The 24,297-nt window shown below is 60.5% G+C and carries 28 protein-coding genes and 2 pseudogenes; 26 read left to right on the forward strand and 4 right to left on the reverse strand.

The features are described from left to right. Positions 1 to 56 precede the first annotated feature (56 nt). From QK293_RS19110 to QK293_RS19205, 20 genes are read left to right on the forward strand one after another with little or no spacing between them, the layout of a single operon-like run. The gene (locus tag QK293_RS19110; protein WP_282379830.1) at positions 57 to 776 is read left to right on the forward strand and encodes a beta-ketoacyl synthase chain length factor; all 720 of its coding nucleotides are present in this window, start codon (positions 57 to 59) and stop codon (positions 774 to 776) included. After that, complete coding sequence (locus tag QK293_RS19115) at positions 752 to 1,564, forward strand: lysophospholipid acyltransferase family protein (protein WP_282379832.1); 813 nt, start codon at positions 752 to 754, stop codon at positions 1,562 to 1,564. Before QK293_RS19110 ends, QK293_RS19115 begins: the two co-directional genes overlap by 25 nt. After that, on the forward strand, positions 1,542 to 1,817 hold the full coding sequence (locus tag QK293_RS19120; protein WP_282379834.1) for a phosphopantetheine-binding protein: 276 nt from the start codon (positions 1,542 to 1,544) through the stop codon (positions 1,815 to 1,817). The genes QK293_RS19115 and QK293_RS19120 overlap by 23 nt, the downstream gene beginning before the upstream one ends. A gap of 9 nt (positions 1,818 to 1,826) precedes the next feature. Then, complete coding sequence (locus QK293_RS19125) at positions 1,827 to 2,081, forward strand: acyl carrier protein (protein WP_017336166.1); 255 nt, start codon at positions 1,827 to 1,829, stop codon at positions 2,079 to 2,081. Then, the gene (locus QK293_RS19130; RefSeq protein ID WP_282379837.1) at positions 2,078 to 2,623 is read left to right on the forward strand and encodes a hypothetical protein; all 546 of its coding nucleotides are present in this window, start codon (positions 2,078 to 2,080) and stop codon (positions 2,621 to 2,623) included. Before QK293_RS19125 ends, QK293_RS19130 begins: the two co-directional genes overlap by 4 nt. Beyond that, a complete protein-coding gene (locus tag QK293_RS19135; protein ID WP_282379839.1) occupies positions 2,620 to 4,302 on the forward strand; it encodes an acyl-CoA synthetase family protein in 1,683 nt (560 codons plus the stop codon). Before QK293_RS19130 ends, QK293_RS19135 begins: the two co-directional genes overlap by 4 nt. Next, positions 4,295 to 5,029: a glycosyltransferase family 2 protein gene (locus tag QK293_RS19140; RefSeq protein WP_282379842.1), complete on the forward strand. Its 735-nt coding sequence runs from the start codon at positions 4,295 to 4,297 to the stop codon at positions 5,027 to 5,029. Before QK293_RS19135 ends, QK293_RS19140 begins: the two co-directional genes overlap by 8 nt. Continuing rightward, a complete protein-coding gene (locus QK293_RS19145) occupies positions 5,026 to 5,973 on the forward strand; it encodes a glycosyl transferase (protein ID WP_282379844.1) in 948 nt (315 codons plus the stop codon). The genes QK293_RS19140 and QK293_RS19145 overlap by 4 nt, the downstream gene beginning before the upstream one ends. Next, on the forward strand, positions 5,954 to 7,498 hold the full coding sequence (locus QK293_RS19150) for an aromatic amino acid ammonia-lyase (RefSeq protein WP_129439122.1): 1,545 nt from the start codon (positions 5,954 to 5,956) through the stop codon (positions 7,496 to 7,498). Before QK293_RS19145 ends, QK293_RS19150 begins: the two co-directional genes overlap by 20 nt. Further along, positions 7,491 to 7,916, forward strand: coding sequence for an acyl-CoA thioesterase (locus QK293_RS19155; protein ID WP_282379849.1), 426 nt, complete (start codon positions 7,491 to 7,493; stop codon positions 7,914 to 7,916). Before QK293_RS19150 ends, QK293_RS19155 begins: the two co-directional genes overlap by 8 nt. Next, positions 7,913 to 8,653, forward strand: coding sequence for an outer membrane lipoprotein carrier protein LolA (locus tag QK293_RS19160; RefSeq protein WP_282379851.1), 741 nt, complete (start codon positions 7,913 to 7,915; stop codon positions 8,651 to 8,653). Before QK293_RS19155 ends, QK293_RS19160 begins: the two co-directional genes overlap by 4 nt. Further along, positions 8,637 to 10,976 carry an MMPL family transporter gene (locus QK293_RS19165; protein WP_282379853.1) on the forward strand — a complete coding sequence of 780 codons (2,340 nt, stop codon included), beginning with the start codon at positions 8,637 to 8,639 and terminating at the stop codon, positions 10,974 to 10,976. Before QK293_RS19160 ends, QK293_RS19165 begins: the two co-directional genes overlap by 17 nt. After that, positions 10,973 to 12,133: a sodium:proton antiporter gene (locus tag QK293_RS19170; protein ID WP_282379855.1), complete on the forward strand. Its 1,161-nt coding sequence runs from the start codon at positions 10,973 to 10,975 to the stop codon at positions 12,131 to 12,133. The genes QK293_RS19165 and QK293_RS19170 overlap by 4 nt, the downstream gene beginning before the upstream one ends. Then, on the forward strand, positions 12,120 to 13,367 hold the full coding sequence (locus QK293_RS19175) for an NAD(P)/FAD-dependent oxidoreductase (RefSeq protein ID WP_282379857.1): 1,248 nt from the start codon (positions 12,120 to 12,122) through the stop codon (positions 13,365 to 13,367). Before QK293_RS19170 ends, QK293_RS19175 begins: the two co-directional genes overlap by 14 nt. Continuing rightward, positions 13,364 to 14,089 carry a class I SAM-dependent methyltransferase gene (locus tag QK293_RS19180; protein ID WP_282379859.1) on the forward strand — a complete coding sequence of 242 codons (726 nt, stop codon included), beginning with the start codon at positions 13,364 to 13,366 and terminating at the stop codon, positions 14,087 to 14,089. The genes QK293_RS19175 and QK293_RS19180 overlap by 4 nt, the downstream gene beginning before the upstream one ends. Further along, the gene (locus tag QK293_RS19185) at positions 14,089 to 14,571 is read left to right on the forward strand and encodes a hypothetical protein (protein WP_282379861.1); all 483 of its coding nucleotides are present in this window, start codon (positions 14,089 to 14,091) and stop codon (positions 14,569 to 14,571) included. Before QK293_RS19180 ends, QK293_RS19185 begins: the two co-directional genes overlap by 1 nt. After that, a complete protein-coding gene (locus QK293_RS19190) occupies positions 14,568 to 15,764 on the forward strand; it encodes a beta-ketoacyl-[acyl-carrier-protein] synthase family protein (protein ID WP_282379863.1) in 1,197 nt (398 codons plus the stop codon). The genes QK293_RS19185 and QK293_RS19190 overlap by 4 nt, the downstream gene beginning before the upstream one ends. Continuing rightward, positions 15,761 to 16,222, forward strand: a complete 462-nt coding sequence (locus QK293_RS19195) for a hotdog family protein (protein WP_282379865.1) — start codon at positions 15,761 to 15,763, stop codon at positions 16,220 to 16,222. The genes QK293_RS19190 and QK293_RS19195 overlap by 4 nt, the downstream gene beginning before the upstream one ends. Then, positions 16,219 to 16,947: a 3-oxoacyl-ACP reductase FabG gene (gene fabG, locus QK293_RS19200; RefSeq protein ID WP_282379867.1), complete on the forward strand. Its 729-nt coding sequence runs from the start codon at positions 16,219 to 16,221 to the stop codon at positions 16,945 to 16,947. Before QK293_RS19195 ends, fabG begins: the two co-directional genes overlap by 4 nt. Then, on the forward strand, positions 16,947 to 18,173 hold the full coding sequence (locus tag QK293_RS19205; RefSeq protein WP_282379868.1) for a beta-ketoacyl-ACP synthase: 1,227 nt from the start codon (positions 16,947 to 16,949) through the stop codon (positions 18,171 to 18,173). Before fabG ends, QK293_RS19205 begins: the two co-directional genes overlap by 1 nt. Before the next feature lie 93 nt (positions 18,174 to 18,266). On the opposite strand, the gene QK293_RS19210 is transcribed toward QK293_RS19205, so the two are convergent. Beyond that, entirely contained in the window at positions 18,267 to 19,181 is a 915-nt protein-coding gene (locus tag QK293_RS19210) for a LysR family transcriptional regulator (protein WP_282379870.1), read from the reverse strand. Between the two features lie 132 nt (positions 19,182 to 19,313). Here QK293_RS19210 and QK293_RS19215 point away from each other — a divergent pair, with 132 nt between their 5' ends. From QK293_RS19215 to QK293_RS19240, 6 genes and pseudogenes are all read left to right on the forward strand, one after another. Beyond that, complete coding sequence (locus QK293_RS19215) at positions 19,314 to 20,081, forward strand: iron-containing redox enzyme family protein (RefSeq protein WP_282379872.1); 768 nt, start codon at positions 19,314 to 19,316, stop codon at positions 20,079 to 20,081. Continuing rightward, entirely contained in the window at positions 20,081 to 20,977 is an 897-nt protein-coding gene (locus QK293_RS19220) for an EamA family transporter (protein WP_282379874.1), read from the forward strand. Before QK293_RS19215 ends, QK293_RS19220 begins: the two co-directional genes overlap by 1 nt. 19 nt (positions 20,978 to 20,996) lie before the next feature. Continuing rightward, a complete protein-coding gene (locus QK293_RS19225; protein WP_282379876.1) occupies positions 20,997 to 21,308 on the forward strand; it encodes a (2Fe-2S) ferredoxin domain-containing protein in 312 nt (103 codons plus the stop codon). Between the two features lie 29 nt (positions 21,309 to 21,337). Beyond that, complete coding sequence (locus QK293_RS19230) at positions 21,338 to 21,616, forward strand: hypothetical protein (protein ID WP_282379878.1); 279 nt, start codon at positions 21,338 to 21,340, stop codon at positions 21,614 to 21,616. 61 nt (positions 21,617 to 21,677) lie between these two features. Next, positions 21,678 to 21,899 (forward strand): annotated as a pseudogene (locus QK293_RS19235) (beta-ketoacyl-ACP synthase); the annotation flags it as partial. Between the two features lie 165 nt (positions 21,900 to 22,064). After that, a complete protein-coding gene (locus tag QK293_RS19240; RefSeq protein WP_282379880.1) occupies positions 22,065 to 22,502 on the forward strand; it encodes an excinuclease in 438 nt (145 codons plus the stop codon). A 42-nt stretch (positions 22,503 to 22,544) separates the two neighbouring features. Here the strand turns inward: QK293_RS19240 and QK293_RS19245 are convergent, their stop codons facing one another. From QK293_RS19245 to QK293_RS19255, 3 genes and pseudogenes are all read right to left on the reverse strand, one after another. Further along, positions 22,545 to 22,988 carry a DUF2846 domain-containing protein gene (locus QK293_RS19245; RefSeq protein ID WP_282379882.1) on the reverse strand — a complete coding sequence of 148 codons (444 nt, stop codon included), beginning with the start codon at positions 22,986 to 22,988 and terminating at the stop codon, positions 22,545 to 22,547. Between the two features lie 324 nt (positions 22,989 to 23,312). Further along, a pseudogene (locus QK293_RS19250) lies at positions 23,313 to 23,601 on the reverse strand (addiction module antidote protein). Positions 23,602 to 23,749: 148 nt separating this feature from the next. Continuing rightward, complete coding sequence (locus QK293_RS19255) at positions 23,750 to 24,016, reverse strand: DUF6124 family protein (RefSeq protein WP_282379886.1); 267 nt, start codon at positions 24,014 to 24,016, stop codon at positions 23,750 to 23,752. Positions 24,017 to 24,297 lie beyond the last annotated feature (281 nt).

Raw genomic sequence — 24,297 nt, forward strand, 5'->3', positions numbered from 1 at the left:
CGCTTTTTTTGCGTCTCACCGCGTCAAGGAAGCCCGCAGGGGCGGGATGAGTTTCTGTGATCAACTTCAACATCGCCCAATGGCGCGCGTGGGCCCCTGGGCTCGAAAGCGTGGACGATTGGCAGGCCTGGAGCCGACAACCGGTCGTGCTTGCGAGCAGCGATGCCGCCCCCGACGTCTCGTTTCTGCCGGCCATGCAGCGCCGTCGACTCAGTCGTCTGGCGCGGATGGCATTCAGTGTCGGCTGGCCTTTGGCCGATGGTCGGCAGGACCTACCGTTGGTCTTTATTTCTCGCCACGGCGAAACACCACGCACCTTCGATATTCTCAGCGATCTGGCTGCCGATCAGCCGCTGTCGCCGACTCAATTCAGCTTGTCCGTGCACAACGCGATCATCGGCCTGTGGTCGATCATGCGGGGTGAAACCAGCGAAATGACTGCCCTCGCAGCAGCCGGCGATGGCCTTGAACACGGCATGCTAGAGGCCGCGGCTTTGCTTGGCGAAGGCGCACCCGCGGTACTGCTGATCGTCACCGAAGAGCAACCGCCCGAAGCCTACTCGACCTGGATCGACGACGTGCCGTTCCCTTACGCGGTCGGTCTGCTGATCACCCCCGGCAACGACTGGCAGCTGTCCCTGAACAGCACCTCGGATGAGTTGTCCAAAGCCCACTGGCCCCATGCCCTGAACCTATTGAGTACCCTGCTCGGCCAGCAGACAACCTGCCAACATGCCTGGAAAAATCGTGTATGGACCTGGCAACGCAACCTGTAGTCGATAAAAACCGCGACGCCTATTACTGGCGCCTGCTGGCTACCGCCGCAAGCTTCACCCTGTTCGGGTTGGGTGGGCTGTGCCTGCGCCTGGTGGTTTTCCCGCTGCTGAACTGCCTGCCCGGCGATGCCCGGACACACCGGCGGCGAGCACGGCAGACCGTCGCTCGCCTGTTCTGGTTTTTTGTGCGATTCATGGCTCGCACCGGCGTGCTGACTTACGACATCCAGGGCGCCGAAAAACTCGGTCGGCCCGGGCAAATGATCATCGCCAATCACCCGTCGCTGATCGATGTGGTGTTCCTGATCGGCCTGGTGCGCCACGCCAACTGCGTGGTCAAGAAAAGCCTCTGGGAGAACCCTTTTACCCGCGGCCCGCTAGGCAGCACCGAATACATCAGCAACGACGGCAGCATGGACATGCTCGATGCCGCTGCCGATGCGCTTAAAAGCGGCCAGACCCTGATCATCTTTCCCGAAGGCACGCGCACCCAACCGGGTCAGCCGCCGGCGTTCCATCGGGGTGCTGCGGCGATCGCGCTGCGCGGTGCGAAAATCCTTACCCCAGTAATCATCAAGGTCAGTCCGACCACATTGACCAAGGCCGAACCCTGGTATCGGATCCCCAAACGTCGCGTGCACTTCAGTTTCCGTGTCGGGGCCGATATAGACCCACAAGCCTTCGCCGCGCTGGGCCCTGCTCCACAGGCCTCGCGCAAGCTCAATGACTATTTGCACACTTACTTTATTAAGGAGCTCGCCGAAGATGAGCGATCTGCACACTGTTAGCCTAATGCAGGAAATAAAACTGCTGATCATCGACGCCCTCGGCCTGGAAGACATCAGCGTCGAAGACATCGGCGACGACCAGACGCTGTTCGGCGAAGGCTTGGGCCTGGATTCGGTAGACGCCCTGGAACTCGGCCTGGCGATCCAGAAGAAATACGGCATCAAAATCGACGCCGACGCCAAAGACACCCGCAATCATTTCAGCAACGTGACGAGCCTTGCGGCGTTCGTCACTGCAAAACAGGCAGCTTGAGACCGGACCATGCAAACTCGTGACGACATTTTCAACACTCTGCGCGATGCTCTGGTCGAGCTCTTCGAGCTGGACCCCGAGCGCGTGAGCCTCGAATCCAACCTGTATCAGGACCTGGAAATTGACAGCATTGACGCGGTCGACCTGATCGATCACATCAAACGCCAGACCGGCAAGAAAATCGCCGCCGAAGAATTCAAAACGGTGCGCACGGTCAGCGACGTGGTCGAGGCGGTCTACCGTCTGGTTCAGCCGGCCGCATGAGTCGATTGATCGGCCTTGGCCTGCTGCTGGCGGGTCTGCTGTACCCCTTCGCGGTGTATTTCGGCCTGGAGCATTTCGCCCCATGGCAGTTCGGTCTGCTGCTGGGCAGTCTGTGGCTGGCTCGGGCACTGCTCGGCGCGCGTCGTCCTGGCAGCTTGTGGATGGCGATCACCGCGATCGTTTTTTGCCTGTTGCTGGCGCTGTTCGACAGCCCGCTCTTGCTGCGCTGGTACCCGGTGCTGATCAGCGCTTTCATGCTCGGGCTGTTTGGCCTGAGCCTGAAATACGGCCCACCGATGATCGAGCGTCTGGCGCGTATGCATGAACCGCAACTGCCGGCCAAGGCGATTGTTTATACGCGCCAGGTGACGATCGTCTGGAGCGTGTTTTTCCTCTGTAACGGTTTGCTCGCCGCCGCCCTGACCCTCTGGGCGCCGCTAAGTTGGTGGATGTTGTACACCGGTCTGATTTCCTACGGATTGATGGGCCTGCTGTTTGCCATTGAATGGCTTATACGACAACGGGTACGAGGCCACCCATGAATTGGATAAAACTTGAGCACCTGTTGCTCAAGGCGCAACCCGAACGTGCCGTGACGGCCGAACCGACGCTGAATCACGCGCAACTGTGCGTAAAGGCGTTGAGCCTCGCCGCGGGCCTGCAAGCCCAGGGTGTGCGGCGCATTGCCGTGCACCTTGAGGACGCCACCGACCTGGCGATTGCCCTGCTGGGTGCCTGGCGTGCCGGGGTCAGCGTGCTGCTACCCGCGGACCTGCAAGCCCAGACTCGACAGCGCTGGTCGACCGAAGTCGATCTGTGGCTGACCGATCAGGCCGATGACGCGCACCTGAGCGATTACCGGCATCCGCCGTTGATGGCCGCTGCACTGGATCTGGATCGCTGTTCGCTGAGCCTGTGCACCTCCGGTTCCAGTGGCGAGCCCAAGCGCATCGACAAAACCCTGCGCCAACTGGCCAATGAAGTCGAAGCGCTGGAGCGGCTCTGGGGCGCCGATCTTGGCGCGGCTTGCATCATCGGCAGCGTCGCCACTCAGCATATTTACGGATTGTTGTTTCGAGTGCTGTGGCCGCTGTGCGCCGGGCGCTCGTTTATGCGCAAGCAGCTGGCATTCCCTGAAGACCTGCAGCGCGCCAGCCGCGAACACCCGGCGTTTGCCTGGGTCGCCAGCCCGGCGCTGCTCAAGCGCATGGGCGACAACCTCGACTGGCCCGCATTAAGCGCGGTTCGCCGAGTATTTTCCTCCGGCGGTGCATTGCCGGCCGAGGCCGCGCAAAGCCTTCAACAACGCCTTCAGCAATGGCCGACGGAAATCCTCGGCAGCTCGGAAACCGGCGGCATCGCCTGGCGTCAGGGTAACGATCTCTGGCAGCCCTTTGCCGACATTGAATTGAGCCAGGACATAGACGGCGCTCTGCTCATTGCTTCGCCGTACTTGCCGCACGGCCATATCGAACACACTGCGGACGCCGCGCGAATCGCTGCCGACGGCCGATTCGAACTGCTCGGGCGGCTGGACCGGATCGTCAAACTGGAAGAAAAACGTATCTCGCTACCGATGCTTGAACAGGCCCTGATGGCCCACGGCTGGGTCGCCGAAGCGCGTCTTGGCGTGGTTCAGGAAAACCGCGCTTCGTTGGGTGTGCTGCTGGTGCTGACCGAGTCAGGCCTGCATGCCTTGCGTAATCAGGGTCGGCGCACCCTCACGCAAGAACTGCGGCAGCATCTGAGCCAGCATTGCGAGGCCTTGGCCTTGCCACGCCGTTGGCGCCTGCTGCGGCATCTGCCGCTGAACGCTCAGGGCAAACTGCCCCAGGCCACCGTTGAAGCCCTGCTGCTGGCGCCGCGCCCCAAGGCCCCGCAAGTGCTGGAGCAGATCGAAGTCGATGGCGAGTGGAGCCTGCAACTGGCGGTACCTCCCGACCTCGCTTACTTCAGCGGCCACTTTCCCCAGGCGCCGGTATTGCCCGGTGTGGTTCAAGTGGAATGGGCGTTAACGCTGGGCCAGCAATTGATGGACCTGCCTGCAAGATTCGCCGGCATGGAAGTGCTGAAATTCCAGCAACTGGTGCGCCCCGGCGATGAAATCCAGCTGCACTTGCGCTTCGATCCGACGCGCAGCAAGTTGTATTTCACCTATCGCAACGAGACCGCGACCTGCTCCAGTGGGCGGATTTTGCTGGAGGCAGCAGGCGATGCATAACCCCTGCGCCGTGGTCCCGGTCTACAACCATGAAACCGCCATCACCACCGTGGTTGATGCGCTGCTCGCAAGCCGACTGCCGTGCATTCTCGTGGACGATGCCAGCAGCCCGGCCTGTGCAAAGGTGCTCGATCAACTGGCCCGGCGCGACAAGGTGTTCCTGATCCGTCTCGCCACCAATCAAGGCAAGGGCGCCGCCGTCATGACCGGCATGCGCGAAGCCTCGCGCCTGGGCTTCAGCCATACCTTGCAGGTGGACGCCGACGGTCAGCATGATCTGCAAGACGTCCAGACCTTCATCGAACAGTCACGCGCCCATCCCGAAGCGGTGATCTGCGGCTATCCGCAATACGACGCCAGCGTGCCGAAAGGTCGCTTGTACGCCCGCTACCTGACTCACGTCATGGTCTGGATCAACACCCTGTCGTTGCAGATTCGCGATTCCATGTGCGGCTTCCGCGTCTATCCGTTGCCACCGACCCTGGCGCTGATTGATTCGGCGAAGATCGGCAAGCGCATGGACTTCGACTCGGACATTCTCGTGCGACTGGCCTGGCGCAATCTCCCCATGCAATGGCTGCAAACCAAAGTCCATTACCCATTGGATGGCGTCTCGCATTTCCGCCTGTTCCACGACAATGTGCTGATCACGAGCATGCACACCCGGCTGTTCTTCGGCATGTTGCTACGGGCACCGGTGATTCTCTGGCGACGGTGGCGAGCATGAGCAGCAACGTGGACAAAAAGCACTGGGCTGACCGCCAGGAGCGCGGCAGTTTCTGGCTAATGAAGCTCACGGCGTTCGGTGCAAAGGTGCTGGGCCGTCGGCTGCTAAGCCCGCTGCTGTACGGCATCGTTCTGTACTTTTTCCTGTTCGGTCGCAGCGCTCGCCGCAGCGCCTGGCAATACCAGCAACGGCTCGCCGACTGGAGTGGTCGCAACGAATTGCGCCCGACCCATTGGCGGGTGTTCGGCCAGTTCATGGCCTTCGCCGATTCCATGCTCGACAAACTCGACGTGTGGAACGGCAAGCTGAGCATCGAGCAGATCGAAATCATCGACCCGGCATTGCTGCGCAATCAACTGCGCGGCACCCGCGGGCAGATGCTGGTGGGCGCGCACCTGGGCAATCTCGAGGTCTGCCGTGCGTTGGCCGAGATCGGTGAAAAAGTCACGATGAACGTGTTGGTGCACACCAAGCACGCCGAGCAATTCAACCGTTTGCTGGGCGAAGCCGGCGCGACCAATCTGCGACTGATCCAGGTCAGCGAGCTGGACCCGCTGATCATGCTGCAACTCCATGAGCGCCTGGAACGCGGCGAGTGGCTGGCGATTGCCGGCGACCGCGTGCCGCTGCATGGCGGGCGTAGCGTGACCGTGGATTTCCTCGGCCATCAAGCCGCGTTCCCTCAGGGGCCATGGTTGCTGGCCGGCCTGCTGAAATGCCCGATCAACCTGATGCTGTGCCTGAAAAAACCGACGGGCGATTATCGACTGACCCTCGAACCGTTCGCCGAGGCCGTGGTGTGGAAACGCAGCGACCGCGAGCAGGTCATTCATCAGTGGGCCTCCCGCTATGCCGAACGCTTGGGTCACTATTGCCTTGAAGCGCCTCAACAATGGTTCAACTTTTACCCTTTCTGGAAGACCGATGACGACGCCAACGCTTGAGCCGGTAACCTTCGGCGAACTCCCTTTGCGCATCGAAGACGTGCTGGCCCTGGCCAATCGTCAGGTGCCGACGCAGTTGCAAGGCGACCCTGCGTACCGCGAGCGTATCGCCAAGGGCGCGCGATTCCTCGACTCCCTGCTGGACAAGGAAGGCGTGATCTATGGCGTGACCACCGGTTACGGCGATTCCTGCGTGGTCGCGGTGCCGCTGCATCACGTCGAGGCGTTGCCCCGTCATCTGTACACGTTCCACGGCTGCGGCCTGGGCAAACTGCTCGATGCACAAGCCACTCGCGCGGTATTGGCGGCACGTTTGCAGTCGCTGTGCCACGGCGTATCCGGGGTGCGCGTGGAACTGTTGGAACGCCTGCAAGCCTTCCTCGAACACGACATTCTGCCGCTGATTCCGGAAGAAGGTTCGGTGGGCGCCAGTGGTGATCTGACGCCGCTGTCCTACGTCGCCGCGACCTTGTCCGGCGAGCGTGAAGTGATGTTCCGGGGTGAACGCTGGCAAGCCGCCGACGTGCACCGCGAACTGGGTTGGGAGCCGCTGGTACTGCGCCCGAAAGAAGCCCTGGCCTTGATGAATGGCACCGCTGTCATGACCGGCCTCGCCTGTCTGGCCTATGCCCGCGCCGATTACCTGCTGCAATTGGCCACCCGCATCACCGCGTTGAACGTGGTCGCGCTGCAAGGCAACCCCGAGCACTTCGACGAGCGCCTGTTCGCCACCAAGCCGCATCCGGGACAAATGCAAGTCGCCGCGTGGTTGCGCAAGGATCTGGCGATCGACGCGCCGACCGCGCCTCTGCATCGCCTGCAAGACCGCTATTCCCTGCGTTGCGCGCCCCACGTCCTCGGCGTGCTGGCCGACAGCCTGAACTGGCTGCGCTCGTTCATCGAGATCGAACTCAACAGTGCCAACGACAACCCGATCATCGATGCCGAAGCCGAGCGCGTGCTGCACGGCGGGCACTTCTATGGCGGCCACATTGCGTTCGCCATGGACAGCCTGAAGAACCTGGTGGCCAACGTCGCCGACCTGCTCGACCGTCAACTCGCGTTGCTGGTGGACGAGCGTTACAACCACGGTTTGCCAAGCAACCTGTCCGGCGCCACCGCGGATCGCGCGATGCTCAACCACGGCTTCAAAGCCGTGCAGATCGGCACCAGTGCCTGGACCGCCGAAGCGCTGAAAAACACTATGCCGGCCAGCGTCTTCTCGCGCTCCACCGAGTGCCACAACCAGGACAAAGTGAGCATGGGCACCATCGCCGCTCGCGATGCGATCCGCGTGCTGGAGCTGACCGAACAGGTCGCCGCCGCCACCCTGCTGGCCGCCAACCAAGGCGTCTGGCTGCGCAGCAAGGCCGAGGATGCCCGACCATTGCCGCCAGCCCTGGCCGCCATGCACGAAGAGCTGGCGAAAGACTTCCCGCCGGTCATCGAAGACCGAGCGCTGGAAGGCGAATTGCGCCTGTGCCTGAAGCGTATTGCCGAGCAACACTGGAGGCTGCATGCGTAGCAAGGGCGTGCTTCACACCGATACGGAAATCCTCGTGCCGTTCTTTGACGTCGACACCATGAACGTCGTCTGGCACGGCCATTACGTCAAATACCTGGAAGTCGCCCGCTGCGCGCTGCTGGACAAGATCGGCCACAACTACGACGCCATGGTCGAGTCCGGTTTCGCATGGCCGGTGATCGATCTGCAATTGCGTTATGTGCGCGGCGCAGTGTTCGGCCAGAAGTTGAATGTGCGCGCCAACCTGGTCGAGTGGGAGAACCGCCTGAAGATCAGCTACCTGATCAGCGATCTGGAAACCGGCGAGCGCTTGACCCGCGCCAGTTCCGTGCAGGTCGCCGTCGACATGAGCCGCCGCGAAATGCAGTTGGCCTCACCCAAGGTCTTCACCGACGCTGTTGAAAGGATGCTCGCATGACCCCGCTGATAACCCTCTGTAGCAGCTGCCGAGCCGGCGAGGCTGCGTTCGGCGGCGAAGCCGTCGCAAAACCTGCACATGCGGTACATCAGAAGAAACCCAGGGCGACTGCTGCGCAGCCGAACGCAGGCTTCGCCAGCTGCTACAGGTTCGTGGTGGCGCTGGTATTAGCGCTGGGATTTACTTCATTGGCGCAGGCTTTTGATTTGCAACAGCTCAGCGATCAATTGGCCAAACCCGATGTGATCCACGGCAACTTCATCCAGGAAAAACACCTGCGCGCCCTGCCACAGCCGTTGACCAGCAAGGGCACCTTCGTCCTCGCTAAAAACCATGGCTTGCTCTGGCTGCTGAAAACCCCGCTGCAACAGGATTACCGCATCAGCGACAAAGGCATTGCCCGGCGTGACGCCACCGGTTGGCAAATGCTCCCGAGCAAGAGTGCCGGCGCTGAGCAGAACCGCTTGTTCCTCGCCGTACTGCAAGGTGACAGCAGCGGGCTGCAACGGGATTTCGAGCTTTCGCTGAGCGGCGATGCGCAGAACTGGAAGCTGACGCTGACCCCGCGTTCAATGCTGCTCAAGCAGGTGTTCACTCAGATCAACATTGCCGGCGGCGAACTGGTGCACAGCATCGAGCTGCTCGAAACCCAGGGCGACAGCACGCTTTTACGCATGCAAGACAGCACCAGCGCCCAACCGTTGAGTGATGCGGAGCAACATGACTTTGCCCAGTGAACGGAGGCTTCCACGGCTGTTTCTGATCCTGCTGCTGGCGGTGCTCGCGCTCGCCGGTTGGCAATGGCGTGACGGCGCCCCGCTGTCGGCCAACCTGATGGAGCTGGTGCCGGGCACGGCGCCCGACGCGCTGGAACTGCGCGCCGAACAACGCATGCAAGAACCGCTGAACCGCGAAATGCTGGTGTTGGTGGGTCATACGGATCGCCAGCAAGCCGTCGCCATGGCCCAGAAACTGGGTGAGCAATGGCAGGCCAGCGGCTTGTTCGAAAAGGTCCAATGGAACCTGCAAGCCGACCTCCCGGCGCTGCGCACGCAATTGCTGCAAGGCCGACTGGCGATGCTCTCGGCGGCCGACCGGCAGCAACTGATCGAGCATCCCGACGCGTTTATCCAGCAACGGGTGCAAGCGCTGTTCGATCCCTTCACCGGTTTCAGCCTGGTGCCGAGCCAGGATGACTGGCTGGGCCTGACCGGGCGCATCCAGAACAGCCAGCCGCAACACGGCGCCGTGCAACTGGACATCGGCAGCGGTGCGCTGGTCGCCGAGGCCGACGGCAAAAGTTGGGTGTTGCTGCGCTCGCGAACCACGGGCAACGCCTTCGACATGAACCTGCCGCTGCAAGTGGCCGATCTGCTCAAGCACAGCCGCGAAGAGGCCGCCCAAGCCGACGTGCAGCTGATTGCTGCCAGCGGCCTGCTCTACGCTGCAGCCGGTCAACAGCAAGCGACGAGAGAAATGACCTGGGTCGGTGGTGGCGCCACGGTGGGCATTCTATTGCTGTTGCTGCTGGCCTTCCGGCGCTGGCGCGTGTTGCTGGCCTTCGTCCCGGTGCTGGTGGGCATGCTCTTCGGCGCGGTGGCCTGCGTGGCGCTGTTCGGCCATATGCACGTGATGACGCTGGTGCTCGGTTCGAGCCTGATCGGCGTGGCGGTCGATTACCCGCTGCATTACCTGTCCAAGAGCTGGAGCCTGAAACCCTGGCACAGCTGGCCGGCCCTGCGCCTGACGTTGCCGGGCCTGACGCTGAGCCTGATCACCAGTTGCATCGGTTACCTGGCACTGGCCTGGACCCCGTTCCCGGCGCTGACCCAAATTGCCGTGTTCTCGGCCGCCGGCCTGCTCGGTGCTTATTTGTCCGCGGTGTGCCTGCTGCCGGCACTGCTCAAAGGCGTAGATCTACGTCCGGCGCAATGGCCACTGCGGGTTTCCGAGTATTTGCTGGGGCGCCGTGAGGCGTTGCTCAAACGCGCCAGTACGCCGGTGTTGCTGGCGCTGCTGATTGCCTTTTGTGTGGGCGGTCTGTTGCAGCTCGACACCAAAAACGACATTCGCCAGTGGGTCGGAGCACCGCAGCAACTGACTGACGAAGCACAAACCATTGCGCGCATCACGGGCTATCAACCCACCAGCCAGTTCTTCCTGGTGCGCGCAGCCAATCAGCAGGAACTGCTGGAACGCCAAACCGCGTTGAGCGAGCGCCTGGATCAGTTGGTCAACCTGGAAAAACTCCAGGGTTATCTGTCACTCAATCAACTGGTCAGCCAACCGACCGAACAGCGGCAAGTGCGCGAAGCGCTGAACAAGTTGCCGCAGTTCTGGCAGCCGCTGCTCGATGTCGGCGTGCCGGCCGCGGCGCTGCAAGCAGAGCTCACGAAGTTGCAGGCACTGCCCACCGAAGACATCGACTCGGCGTTGGTCGGTCCGTTGGCCGAACCCTATCGCGCACTGTGGCTGGGGCCGACCGATGACGGCGTAGCGGCGATGGTCAGTCTGCAAGGCCTGAACAACCCTGCCCTGTTGCGAGTCCAGGCGCTGGATTTGCCGGGAGTAGAACTGGTGGACCGCCTCGGTGAGTTGAACAAGGTGTTCGCCGACACCCAGATCAGCGCCGCCGAGTTGAAACTCGCTTCCTGTGTGCTGATCGTGCTGGTGCTGATCCTGCCGTTCGGCGTCGGCGGCGCGCTGCGAATCGTCGCCCTGCCGCTGCTGGCCGCGCTGTGCAGCCTGGCCAGTCTCGGCTGGCTGGGGCAACCGCTGACGCTGTTCAGCCTGTTCGGCCTGCTGCTGGTGACGGCCATCAGCGTCGATTACGCGATCCTCATGCGCGAACAGGTCGGCGGCGCTGCGGTGAGCCTGCTGGGCACCTTGCTGGCGGCGCTGACCACCTGGCTGTCGTTCGGTCTGCTGGCGGTGTCCAGCACACCGGCGGTGAGCAACTTCGGTCTGTCCGTTAGCCTGGGCCTGGCCTTCAGCTTCATGCTTGCGCCGTGGGCCGGACGCCAGGTTCACGCCACCCCTGTCGCGGAGTCTGCCGCATGATGATCGCCTTGTTTTGGGCAATGGCCCTGGCACTGTTCGCCGTGGCCACCCGTGTCGGTCGTCACTTCGGCGTGATCCCGATCGTCAGCCAGTTGCTGCTGGCCACCTTCGGCCTGCCGCTGCTGATGTACTTCTGGATCGAACCCCAGTGGCAATTGAGCGGCGCCGCGCTGGTCGCGCCGGTCTGGCTGAAAAACCTCTACAGCCTGAGTTTTGCCTTGTTGCTGGGGCACATTCTCAGTGACGTGATCGACCTGCGACTCGACCGTCAGAGCCTGAAAATCGCCCTGCCGAGTTTCTCCATTCCGTTTGCCTGCGGGCTAGCAACCGCGGTGTGGCTGTTGCCACCGCAACCGTGGATCAGTTCCCTGGCGGTCGGCTTGCTGTTCGCCATCACCGCGATTCCGGTGTTGTATTTGTACCTGCGGCACATCAACTACCCGCCCGCCGCCACTCGGCGACTGGTGCAAACCGCCATCTTCATCGACCTCACGTGCTGGACCCTGTTCGCCATCGCCCAGGGCAGCCTGCACCTGAGCAGCCTCCTGCTGCCACTGGCCGGCGCCTGCTTGCCGTTGCTGCTGCGCCTGCTTGGCTTGCGCCAGCCGTTGCTGCACAGCGGGTGCTTCTTCGCACTGTTGGTCGTGGCGGAACACTTCAAGCTCAACGCGCTGATTTTCGGCATCGGTTACCTGCTGTGGATGGCAATGCTCAAAGTGCCGTTGGTGCTGCCGTTGCCGGTGATCTGGATGAGTCACTTGCAGACGTACATCGCGATCCCGCTGATCCTCACGTTCGGCATCGTGCAAATCAACGTACACGCGGCCATGGCCAGTCTCAGCTGGGTGCAACTAAGCGCACTGCTGCTGTTCCCGATTGCCAGTAAACTGCTGGGCAACTGGCTGGGCCTCGGCTGGGCCGACGCCTCGTTTGAAGGCGCGAGTCGCTGGCGCGAAAGTGTCTTGCTGAATATTCGTGGCTTGAGCGAGATCGTCTTTCTCAACCTGCTGCTGCAACAACACCTCATCAGCCCGGCGCTGTACTTCGCGCTGATGGTGATGGGCCTGATCGCGACACTGCTGCCGGCACTCGCCGGCATGCACCGAACCCCTTTGATCATCGCCGTCCCGGCAAGGAGCCCCCGTGCCAACAGTTGAAATGGAACATCGCCAGGTCGTGGTGATCGGTGCAGGTCCATCGGGCGCCATCGCCGCTGCGCTGCTCAAGCGCAAAGGTCACGACGTGTTGATGATCGAACGCCAGCATTTCCCAAGGTTTTCCATCGGTGAAAGCCTGCTGTCCCACTGCCTGGATTTCGTCGAAGAAGCCGGCATGCTCGAGGCCGTGAACGCCGCTGGATTCCAGTTGAAAAACGGTGCGGCATTCGCCTGGGGCGAGCAATACAGCGCCTTTGATTTTGGCGACACCTTCAGCAACGGCAAGCCGACCACCTTCCAGGTCCAACGTGCCGATTTCGACAAACTGCTGGCCGATCAGGCCGCGCTGCAAGGCGTGGACGTTCGCTACGGCGAAGCCATCGTCAGCGTCGATTTCACCCTGCCGAAACCACAGCTCGATGTGCTTCGCGAAGACGGTAGCCAGTACCGCGTTGAAGCCGATTTCGTGCTGGATGCCAGCGGCTACGGCCGCGTGCTGCCGCGCTTGCTCGACCTTGAAGCACCGTCGAATTTCCCGGTGCGCCAGGCTGTGTTCACCCACGTCGAAGACCACATCGATAACCCGACCTTCGAGCGGGAAAAGATCCTCATCACCACCCATCCGATCCACCGCGATATCTGGTTCTGGACCATCCCGTTCAGCCAAGGTCGTTGCTCGGTGGGCGTGGTCGCGGCAGCCGAACACTTCGAAGGCCGCATGGAAAACCTGGACGAATGCCTGCGTGGGTTTATCGCTGAAACTCCAAGCCTGGCCGGTGTGCTGAACAACGCCGTGTGGGATACGCCTGCGCGAACCATCGGCGGCTACTCGGCCAACGTCAAAACCCTCCATGGGCCAGGCTTTGCACTGCTCGGCAACGCGGCGGAATTTCTTGACCCAGTGTTCTCCTCCGGCGTGACCATCGCCATGCGCTCGGCGAGCATGGCCGCCGGGGTTCTACATCGCCAGCTGCAAGGCGAACGTGTCGATTGGCAGACTGAGTTCGCCCTCCCGCTCAAGCGCGGCGTCGACACGTTCCGTTGCTACGTCGAAGGCTGGTACGCCGGGACGTTCCAGGACGTGATCTATCACGTGGGCGGCTCTGCGGATATTCGCCGCATGATCAGTTCGATTCTGGCCGGGTATGCCTGGGACGAGCGTAATCCGTTCGTCGCCGAACCCAAGCGTCGACTGCGAATGCTCTCGGAGCTCTGCGCAAGGGATGCCACATGAGCTACTTGAGCGACACCTACGTCGAAGAAACCCGTTTCGGTTTGTGGTTCCTGCGCAGCCACACCTGGCAGCATCATGTCCTGCGAGTGGCAATCAACGATTTGCGCGGCCTGTTCAGCGAAACACCGCCGAGCAACCCGGTGCTGCTCGATGCCGGTTGCGGTCAGGGCAAGTCGTTCCAGTACGTGCGCCAGACCTTTGCGCCCCAGCGCCTGATTGGTCTGGACGCCGACCCTCACAGCCTGAACCTGGCCGGCGAAGAAGCCGTCCGTCAGGGCGTGGAGGTGGAGTTGATCGGCAGCGATTGCGCGAGCATCAACGTCCCGGACGCCAGCGTCGATCTGCTGTTCTGTCACCAGACCTTCCATCATCTGGTGCAGCAGGAACAGGCACTGGCCGAGTTCTACCGCGTGCTCAAGCCCGGTGGCTATCTGCTGTTCGCCGAATCCACCGAGGCTTACATTGATACCTGGGTGATCCGCTGGTTGTTCCGCCACCCGATGCACGTGCAGAAGAGCGCCGCCGGGTATCTGGAAATGATTCGCCAGCAGGGTTTCGAATTCGGCCCGAAAAACGTGTCTTATCCGTACTTGTGGTGGAGCCGCGCCAAGGATTTCGGCCTGCTTGAACGCTTTGGTCTGCGCCAGCCAAAACCCATTGGCCAACGGGAAGAAACCCTGGTCAATGTGGTCGCGCGCAAACCCCTTGAAAGGTGTGCCTGATGATCCGTTTTCTGCTCCTGGGTTGCGTCCTGTTGCTGAGCGCTTGTGCCAGCCGGGTGCCGCTGCCTGAGCAAACCCCGAACCTGTCGTTGCCGCTGCAATTGCACATCCAGCGCCTGGTGGCTGACCAACGGCAGGACTGGGTGCTGGTGATCCAGCGTGAAGGCTTAGGCATTCGCTGGTCGATGATGGACTTGCTGGGCATTCCACAGGCACGCCAGAAACTGGTCGATGGCGAGTGGCAGGCTGACGGCCTGCTGCCACCCAATCCAGAAGCGCGAGAGCTGTTCGCCGCGCTGCTGTTTGCGCTGACCCCCAAAGATGAACTGTCGGGCAACTATCCCGCCGCTTGGCAGCATGGCTCGCAACGGTCCTTGCCAGCGCACTGGGACGTCCGTTACTCACAACCCATGAGTTTTGAATTGAACCTGCCCAAAGGCCCGAAATATCGCGTCACGCCGCTCAGTGGGGACGCGCCATGACGGCCTACCTGAACGCCCTCGGGGTGATCTGCGCCCTGGGCCGTGACAAGCACGAAGTCGCCCGCAACCTGTTTGCCGGTGACTGCTCGGGCATGCGCAATGAGGCCGGCTGGGTGGCGGAACGGTCGCTGCCCGTGGCCGCAGTCCAAGGCGAACTGGCACCGATCCCGGCTGAGCTTGCGCAGCAAAGCAGCCGTAATAATCAATTGCTGCTGGAAGCCGCGCTGCAAATTCGCGAAGACATCGACCAGGCGATCCAGACTTACGGTCGCAGCCGCATCGGTATCGTTCTGGGCACCAGCACTTCGGGCATCGACGAAGCCAGTCGCGGCCTGGCCCATTACATCCGCGAGCATCAGTTTCCGGCCGATTACGACTATCAGCAACAGGAACTCGGCGCTCCGGCGAACTTCCTCGCCGACTGGCTGCAACTGAGTGGCCCGGCCTATGTGATTTCCACGGCCTGCACCTCCAGCGCCCGAGCGCTGATGAGTGCTCAGCGGCTGCTGAACCTGGGCTTGTGCGACGCGGTGCTGTGCGGCGGTGTCGACAGCCTGTGCAAGCTGACCCTCAATGGGTTCTCGGCGCTGGAAGCGGTGTCCGGGCAACGTTGCAACCCGTTTTCGGTGAACCGTAACGGCATCAACATTGGCGAAGCGGCGGTGCTGTTTTTGATGAGCAACAGTGTTGGCGAGAGCCAGCCGATTGCCCTGCTCGGCAGTGGCGCCAGCTCCGATGCGCATCACATTTCCGCACCGGAACCCAGCGGCCGTGGCGCCCTGCAAGCAATGCACAAAGCCTTGAGTCGAGCAGACCTGCAACCGCAGCAGATCGATTACCTGAACCTGCACGGCACCGCCACCCAACACAACGACGCCATGGAAAGCCTGGCAGTGGCGACGTTGTTCCCGGCGGGTGTGCCGTGTTCGTCGACCAAACCCATGACCGGCCACACCCTCGGCGCGGCCGGCGCTCTGGAAGCGGCGTTCTGCTGGTTGAGCCTGAGTGCAGGCAACCGCGAGCACGCCCTGCCGCTCCACGTCTGGGACGGCCAACCGGACCCCGAACTGCCCGCCCTGAATTGGGTGACCCCGGCCGATCGCCTGGCGTCCATTGCACCTCGCTATCTGATGAGCAACTCCTTTGCCTTCGGTGGCAACAACGTCAGCCTGATTATCGGAGACGCCCCATGATTGACTGGCCGATCGCCGAACTGCTGCCGCACGCTGGCGACATGATCCTCATCGATCAGATCCTGGCGTTCGATGACGAGCAGATTCACACCCGCCTCACGGTCAAACCCGATGGCCTGTTCAACCGCCCGGACGGTAGCCTGCCGGCCTGGGTCGGCATCGAGTTAATGGCCCAGAGCGTCGCGGCCTACGCCGGTTGCCATGCGCGCCAGCGTGGCGATGCGGTGGAGCTGGGGTTTCTGCTCGGCACCCGTAAATTCGAATGCAACGTTGAGCACTTCCCCGCCGGCACCGAGCTGACCATCCATGGAATTCGCTCGCTGGAAGACGACAACGGCATGGGCGTGTTCGAATGCCACATCACCGCCCCCGGCATTCACGCCACCGCTCGTCTGAACGTGTTCCGTCCGCCTCAGGCCGCTCAATACCTTCATGAATCTCAAGGAACCCAGTCATGACTGAATCCGTACTGGTCACCGGTTCCAGCCGTGGCATCGGCCGCGCTATCGCTTTGCGCCTGGCCCAGGCCGGGCATGACATCGTGCTGCACTGCCGCACTGGCCTTGCGGACGCTGAAATCGTGAAGACCGAGATCGAAGCCTTGGGGCGTAAAGCGCGCATCCTGCAATTCGACGTATCCGACCGCGCCAGCTGCAAAGCCACTCTCGACGCCGACGTGGAAGCCCACGGCGCCTATTACGGCGTGGTGCTTAACGCCGGCCTGACGCGCGACGGTGCTTTTCCAGCCCTGAGCGAGGATGATTGGGATGTAGTGATGCGCACTAATCTCGACGGTTTCTACAACGTGCTGCACCCGGTCATGATGCCGATGATTCGTCGCCGCGCGGCCGGACGGATTGTTTGCATCACCTCGGTTTCCGGGTTGATCGGCAACCGTGGGCAGGTCAACTACAGCGCCTCCAAGGCCGGCTTGATCGGTGCGGCAAAGGCGTTGGCGATCGAATTGGGCAAGCGCAAAATAACCGTTAACTGTGTCGCACCCGGCTTGATCGACACCGCGATGCTCGATGAAAACGTGCCGGTGGAAGAACTGATGAAAATGATTCCCGCACAACGCATGGGCACACCTGAAGAGGTGGCCAGCGCTGTGAATTTCCTGATGTCGGCGGAAGCGTCGTACATCACCCGGCAGGTTCTGGCCGTCAACGGAGGCCTGTGCTGATGAAGCGCGTCGTCGTCACCGGCATGGCCGGCATCACCTCACTGGGCTGCGATTGGGACACCATCGCCAGCAACTTCGCGGCCAATCGCAGCGGCATCCGCCGGATGGACGAGTGGGATCGCTTCACCGAACTCAACACGCGCCTGGCGGGGCCGATCGATGACTTCAAAGTGCCGAGCCACTGGACCCGCAAGCAATTGCGCAGCATGGGCCGGGTCTCGCGCCTGGCGGTCGGTGCGGCGGAACGGGCATTGGCTGATGCCGGGCTGTTGGGTGACGAGTCGATCAAGGATGGGCGCATGGGCGTTTCCTGCGGCTCATCCACCGGCAGCACCGACGAGATCAAGGCGTTCGGCAACATGCTGCTCAACTCGGTGGCCGAGGGCCTGAACGCCAACTCCTATGTGCGCATGATGCCGCACACCACGGCGGCGAATATCAGCATCTTCTTCGGCCTCACCGGTCGGCTGATCCCGACCTCCAGCGCTTGCACCAGCGGCAGTCAGGGCATCGGTTACGCCTACGAATCGATCAAGTTCGGCCGCTTGCCGCTGATGCTCGCCGGCGGCGCCGAAGAACTGTGCCCGACCGAAGCCATGGTCTTCGACGCGCTCTACGCCACCAGCCTGAAAAACGATGCACCGCAGACGTCCCCACGCCCATACGACAGCGCCCGCGATGGCCTGGTGATCGGTGAAGGCGGCGGCATGCTGGTGCTTGAAGAACTCGAACACGCCTTGGCTCGCGGTGCGCACATCCACGCCGAACTCGTCGGTTTCGGCAGCAACGCCGACGGCCAGCACGCCACCCGGCCGGAGCAGGTCACCATGCGCCGGGCCATGGAACTGGCGCTGGAAGACGCCGGGTTACAGCCTTCTGACATTGGCTACGTGAATGGTCACGGCACGGCCACTGAACAGGGCGACATTGCCGAAACACTGGCAACGAGCGCGTTGTTCGGCGAACACATGCCGATCAGCTCACAGAAGAGTTTCCTCGGTCACACCCTCGGAGCCTGCGGCGCGCTGGAATCCTGGTTCAGCATCGAAATGCTGAACCGCGACCTGTACGTCCACACCCTCAACCTTGACGAGGTCGATCCGCACTGCGGCAAGCTCGATTACCTGCGCGGCGAGTTCCGAAAGATGAGCAACCAGTACGTGATGAACAACAACTTTGCGTTTGGTGGGGTTAATACGTCGCTGATCTTTCGGCGCTGGTCGTAACTTAAAACTTCAAAGACCCCAAGACCTATGAATGCCACGCCGGGACGATTATGGCCGGGTTGCGTTGAAGGGGATCTGGTGAAGGTGCAGTAATCAGTATGGTTCTACCTGAGGCGCACAAGCGCCTCCTTCCAACGCCGCTGGGCCCTCGAACTCAGTCTGCAGTAGCGCCAAAAATGCCTCCCGAGCCGGGTGTCGACCTGCGTTTTCATGCCAGTAAAAAAGGTTGTCGATACTTGTCAGTTCCGGGAATTCATATCCTTGCCAACCTGCACTGTGGCGGTATTGCTCATAGATACCGCGAGGTACCAGCGCAACGCCGGCACCGGCACTGACACAACCAACTATGGTGCCATAGCTTGCAATGCTGACGATCGGCAACACCTGATCATGGCGCAACAGCCACTGCTCCAGCGCCAACCGGTACGGACAGCCCGTGGGCCACATGAAAATTTCCTTACCTTGCAGATCTGCTGCTTTGCGTAATGGCCCATGCGACTCGGACGCGATGAGAATTAAATCTTCCCGGTACACCACTGCACGCTCAAGACCGGGGCGTTCAATGTTCACCGCCACGATCACCCCATCAAGTCGGTGATGTTGAGTATCGTCCAGCAATTGAGCCCAAGTGCCGGTGCTCAACTCCAGAGCCACCTGCGGGTACAGCGCATGGTACTTGGCCAATAAACGGGGCAGCCGTCCCGTAGCACTAGATTCAATGGCGCCAATGCGCAGTGGACCGCCTGGGGTGTTGGTGGGAGCTACCGCGCGCCGAGCTTCATCAGCCAAACCCAGGATCTTCGTCGCGTAATCAAGAAACACCTCCCCAGCAGGAGTGATCCGCAACCCTCGTCCGTCGCGGAAAAACAACGGTGTGCCGAGCTCACGCTCCAGGGACTTGAGACGTGCGGTGATATTGGACGGCACGCAGTGCAGCAACTCGGCGGCGCGCGCGATGCTGCCGAAGTCGTAAACCGTCTTGAACATGCGCAGTTGGGACAATTCCATAACTCACCCAGAGTGAATGCATAGATCAGTTTAAGTCACTTGTAGTGAGGCTGGGTGTTTTTGATACTTCAACCGGTGCACGTTGCAGTGACGCCGTCGCCCTTTCATATCCCTCGATAAGCAGGAGTTTTTATGGAGTTAGTTGAGCGAAAAATCCAGTCCCTCGCCGAAAGTGTTTTCACCCATAAAGCCTTGGATAACGCATTCTATCGACGCTGGATGGGTGGCTCACTCCCCCTCGCCGACGTTGAGGTGTTTGCTCGAAACTACCTGGCCCGTACCACACAGACTTCTCGTATGGTTGCCCTATCATTTGTGAGCACTGACGACCTGTACGCTCAAGTCGAAATCGTCAAAAACCTGTACTCCGAAATGGGCTACGGCAACCCGGAAAAGGCCCACCTTGCCCTGCTGGAAAGCTACCTCATCGACCTTCTCAGCCGTCTCGCTGATCGGCCGTACAGTATGGACGAACTCACGGCTTTGCCGGTGTTGGAAAGTAGCCACACGTTTAGTCGCGAACAATTGAGTCTCTACACCGACGGTGGCAACAACAATCCGCGCCATGTACTCGGCACATTGTTGGCTCAGGAATGGCTGGCCTATTCGATGCTTACCCGTTTGTACGAAGGGGCACGCAACTATAAGCACCTGTACGCCAACAACGACGACTTTCATGAGCACTGCGAGTACTTCTACATCCACATCGGGGATGCAGAAAAAGAACACAAGATCCAGGCGGTGAAAGCGGCCACTCAAGAATGCACCACCGACCAGCACATAGAGGAAGTCAAAGCTTCGTTCAACCGCTTCCTGATCATCACCGAGCAGTACTGGGACGGTATAGCCCGTGCCATGCCCAGCATGCAAAATCGGGCTGCGTCGAGGGTTACGACTTAATGAATACAAGGCCCGGCATAAAAATCGCTTTGGCGACGATTTTTGTAATCCTTTGCTGGGCCTATTCCCCCATTGGAATCCACATCGGGCTAAAGGCCTATGAGCCCGGTCATCTCGCGCTGATGCGATTTCTCATCGCATCAACGTTCATGGCTGGCGTCGCATTGGTGATGCGTATTTCCCTGCCTCGCCTGAACGACCTGCCTCTGCTGGCGGTGCTGGGATTCTTTGCCGTCAGCCTGCACCACATCGCCCTCAACTACGGCCAACGAGGTATTAGCGCTGGGGCCGCCAGCGTACTGGCACAATCCACCCCGCTGTTCAGCACGTTATTGGCGCATTTCGCGTTCAAAGATAGGGTCAACGGCTGGCAATGGATCTGCGTGCTATGCGGGCTACTCGGCGCCGCGGTGGTAGTCACCGGGGACCGTGGTTTTGGTGAGCTGGACGCGCATGGGCTGTTGATTCTGCTGGCGGCGTTATCTTGGAGTCTATATTTCGCCTTGCAAAAACGCCATTCCCATCGTTATGACGGGCTGACGATGGTGTGTTACACCATTTGGTCGGGCACGGTACTGCTGCTTGTATATATCCCGGGGCTGTGGGGCGAAGTACAAAATGCCTCAACTTCGGTCAACCTGGCGGTGCTCATTCTGGGCATCTTCCCCAGCGCCCTTGCGTACCTCGCCTGGGCATACGTACTGGCACAGAGCAACGTGAGCCGCGCGTCCATTTCGCTTTACCTGATACCACCCACAGCGATGTTGATGGCCTCGTTGGTTCTGAGTGAACGCCCTTCTGTCATGGTCATCGTAGGAACGGCCATTGTGCTGACGAGCGTACTCGCCCTCAATCTGGAACCATCGAAAGCCGCAGTTCCTGCCGACAAAGTTTGAACAGAGGTCGTGACCACCTATGAATGACGCAGAAGATCCGACCCTGGCTTACGAACACCATGTGCTGATTTGCACCAACCTGCGCTTCGATGGTCGCCGTAGTTGCTCAGGCTCAGGCGCTCATGAACTGCTCAGCGCAGCAAAACGCAAGCTCGCCAAAATGGGTGAACCGGGAACATCGCGCGCCAACGCATCGGGCTGCCTGGGCCGCTGCGACCACGGCCCGGTCATGGTGATTTATCCCGCTAACCTGTGGTTCTCGTGCAAGACGCCGCAACAGGTCGAACGCATTCTCGATCAACACCTCTTCCGCCCCGATCAGCAATTGTGAACCAAGGGTCTTCAGCAGGAATCCACGCCATGACTTGGACAGATGAAGACATGCGCATCGCCCAATGGATGTTGGCCGAATACCGTAAACAGAACTATCTACCACAAGCCCTCGCTGCGCGGGAAATCCGTCTGGTGTTCGGCGAAGCTCATGTGTACCTAAATCGCCACGGAAACTGGGCCGTAAACAAGCCGATACTCGAAGCTTTTAAAGCACTGACTGCTGAGTACGTGGTATGGAGCCGAAGCTTTCAACTATGGAGGCCAAGAACCGCACAAGATCCAGCTGGCATGCGCGTGAGCCGCTGACAAGATATCCCGACGGATGCCGTGCGGCGGGATTCCTGACCTCGCGTAACATCTGAGTGCAACCCTCGGCGCCTGCGGTGCACTGGAGTCCTGGTTCAGCATCGAAATGCTGAATCGCGACCTGTACGTCCACACCCTCAACCTAGACGACGTCGACCCGCACTGCGGCAAGCTCGATTACCTGCGCGGCGAGTTCGGAAAGATGAGCAACCAGTACGTGATGAACAACAATTTTGCGTTTGGTGGGGTTAATACGTCGCTGATCTTCCGGCGCTGGTCGTAACCAGTCATTGCCCGTCAGATTTGATCGTTCCCACGCGGGAGTGGGAACGATCAGTCAATCCCATCTACACTCGCTGAATCAGACCGCATGCACCCAACCTGCTCGAACCGCAAACGCTGATCCGTCACACGACTCGCGGTTCTCTTTCACGTCAAGGAGATGACCATGCAAGTGAAAGCCCTGATCGCCGCGTTACTGTTCGGCCTGCTGCCCGGTGCCAGCCAGGCGACCAATCTGATGTACATGCCTTTCGAGACAGTCCTGTCCAATGCGATCCGCGCCGGGCGGCTCGATGGCAGCGTGAGGTTCTACCTGGCCGGCAACGGACCGACGGAGTACCTTCAAGTGTTGCGCACGAATGTCGTCAGCGATTGGCCCACCAATGCCTCCAACAAGAGCGATTTCGATGCCTGTGAGTGGGCAGTGCAATCGACGTTGATCGAGTTGCAAGCAGAGGCAAAGCGGATCGGGGCGAATGCGGTGACCAACATCGTGAGTTATTACGATCAGCATGTGCGCAAAGACCTGAACACCTATGAATGCCGCGCCGGAGTGTTTGTGGCGCGAGTAGCGTTGCGCGGGGATTTGGTACGGGTGCAGTGAACGGGACCACCCCCGCGATTTACGCAGGGGTCGCCCAGTCATTTACTGAGCCTGAATCAACTTGCTTTCAGTGACGCCAGCGCGGCCTGTCTTGTCGTCGACGACTTGCAGGTTGTTGCGCGCCTTGATGAAGCCCACTTTCACCTCCTGCCAGACAAAGTAGTTCTTGCCGGCTTCTGCGGTGAGTTTCAGTTCAGAATCGTTTTCCGCCGAGGACACCAGGGTCTGTTGACCGGCTGGGACGGATAACATCAGGTAAGACTTGGCGACGGTCTGCCCTACCGGTTTGCCATTAAGTGCCACCGGTATTTTCACGCCTGCACCCATGCTCTCGTTGCGATAAACGTAGATATTGGCTTTGTCCGGGGTGACCTGGAAGGTCTTGGCCTGAGCGTCCTGGCTTTCATCCGCCATTTTTACCGAAGCACAACCACCGGTCAGAGCGGTCAATGCCAGCAACGCGGTGAAGGTTAACTGCTTGAACATCCTGTTTCTCCATTGTTTTGATGAGTCCAACGACGGTTATCGGCCGTCCCCAACAAAACCTTGAAGCTCAATGGGGTCGTAACCGTCCCACTGATCTTCCTGCGCTGGTCATAAATCGAGTCATTCAACGATTTCAGTAACGCTAGAACGACAAAGGGCGCCTTTCGGCGCCCCTTCACAAACAGGTCGGCTTGTCATCGCCCTGTACCGGTCTGGCTCTGCGATGGCTGGTTGCCCAGGATCCTCAGAGTCTCGCAAAGCCCCTTTCGGGAACGCAGGCAGTATTGCTCAAGACCATACCTTTATTTTTTCTTTTAATTTGGCTCAGGTACTGGCGTGTAACTTCAAGCCTAAAGCTTTCACGACTTTAAGGATGGTACCGAACTCTGGATTCCCTTCACCTGACAGGGCACGGTAAAGACTTTCCCGAGAAAAGCCCCGCGTCCCGCGCGACCTGAGTCATGCCGCGAGCACGTGCAATGGTCCCGAGAGCCTTGGCGATGAATGCTGGATCATCTCCCGCTTCTTCCATACAAGCGTCAAGATAATTGGCCATGTCCTCCTCGGTCTTGAGGTACTCGGCAGAGTCCCAGCGAGTGAATTGTTCGGTCATGGGTTTTGCTCCTGCCAGGAATTTTGATCGTTCCCACGCTCTGCGTTGGAATGCAGCCCGGGACGCTCTGCGCCCCCTCCAGAGCCGAACGCGGAGCGTCCGTTGAGGCATTCCCACGCGGGAGCGTGGGAACGATCAGTTACGTCGCTCAGCGTGGATCGAGGTTATCCAGCACGCGGTTTACTGCGAGTTCTCCCAGCATGATCGACTGTTGAATCCCCAGCAGTGTGTTGCTTTGCGATCCTTCCAGATACCTCGCGAAATCGCTCGCCATGACATTCGCTGATGCCAGCGATTCACAGGCGTATTCCAGTAGGGTGTGGTTGTCGATATTGGGGGCGATGAGGAAGATTTTGCTTGGTTGGCGTGGAGCATCCGGATCGATGTCCGGTAGGTTTGTTGTTGTATTCGTCATGTTTCGGCTACCTACAAAGTGGAGCCACCGAGTCGCTACTAATCAAAAGGGTGGCAGCCGTACGCAGGTTAGTAGACCGGGAAACACGAACCGGCGCGCCCGAGAGCGCCCTACGCACAGCTACCATCAAAGTGCAGGCATGAAATTACCTGACTGTCCGGCATGCAAATGCGCATCGTGTAAACACGGGCTACTAAACCCGATCACTGGAAATCAGTGACGCGAATCAAGTTACCGATGGCCCCCAAAGCGCACAAGCCGGCGGATTCTGGAGTAGTTGT

It is taken from the genome of Pseudomonas sp. AL03, from assembly GCF_029960815.1.
GTDB lineage: Bacteria > Pseudomonadota > Gammaproteobacteria > Pseudomonadales > Pseudomonadaceae > Aquipseudomonas.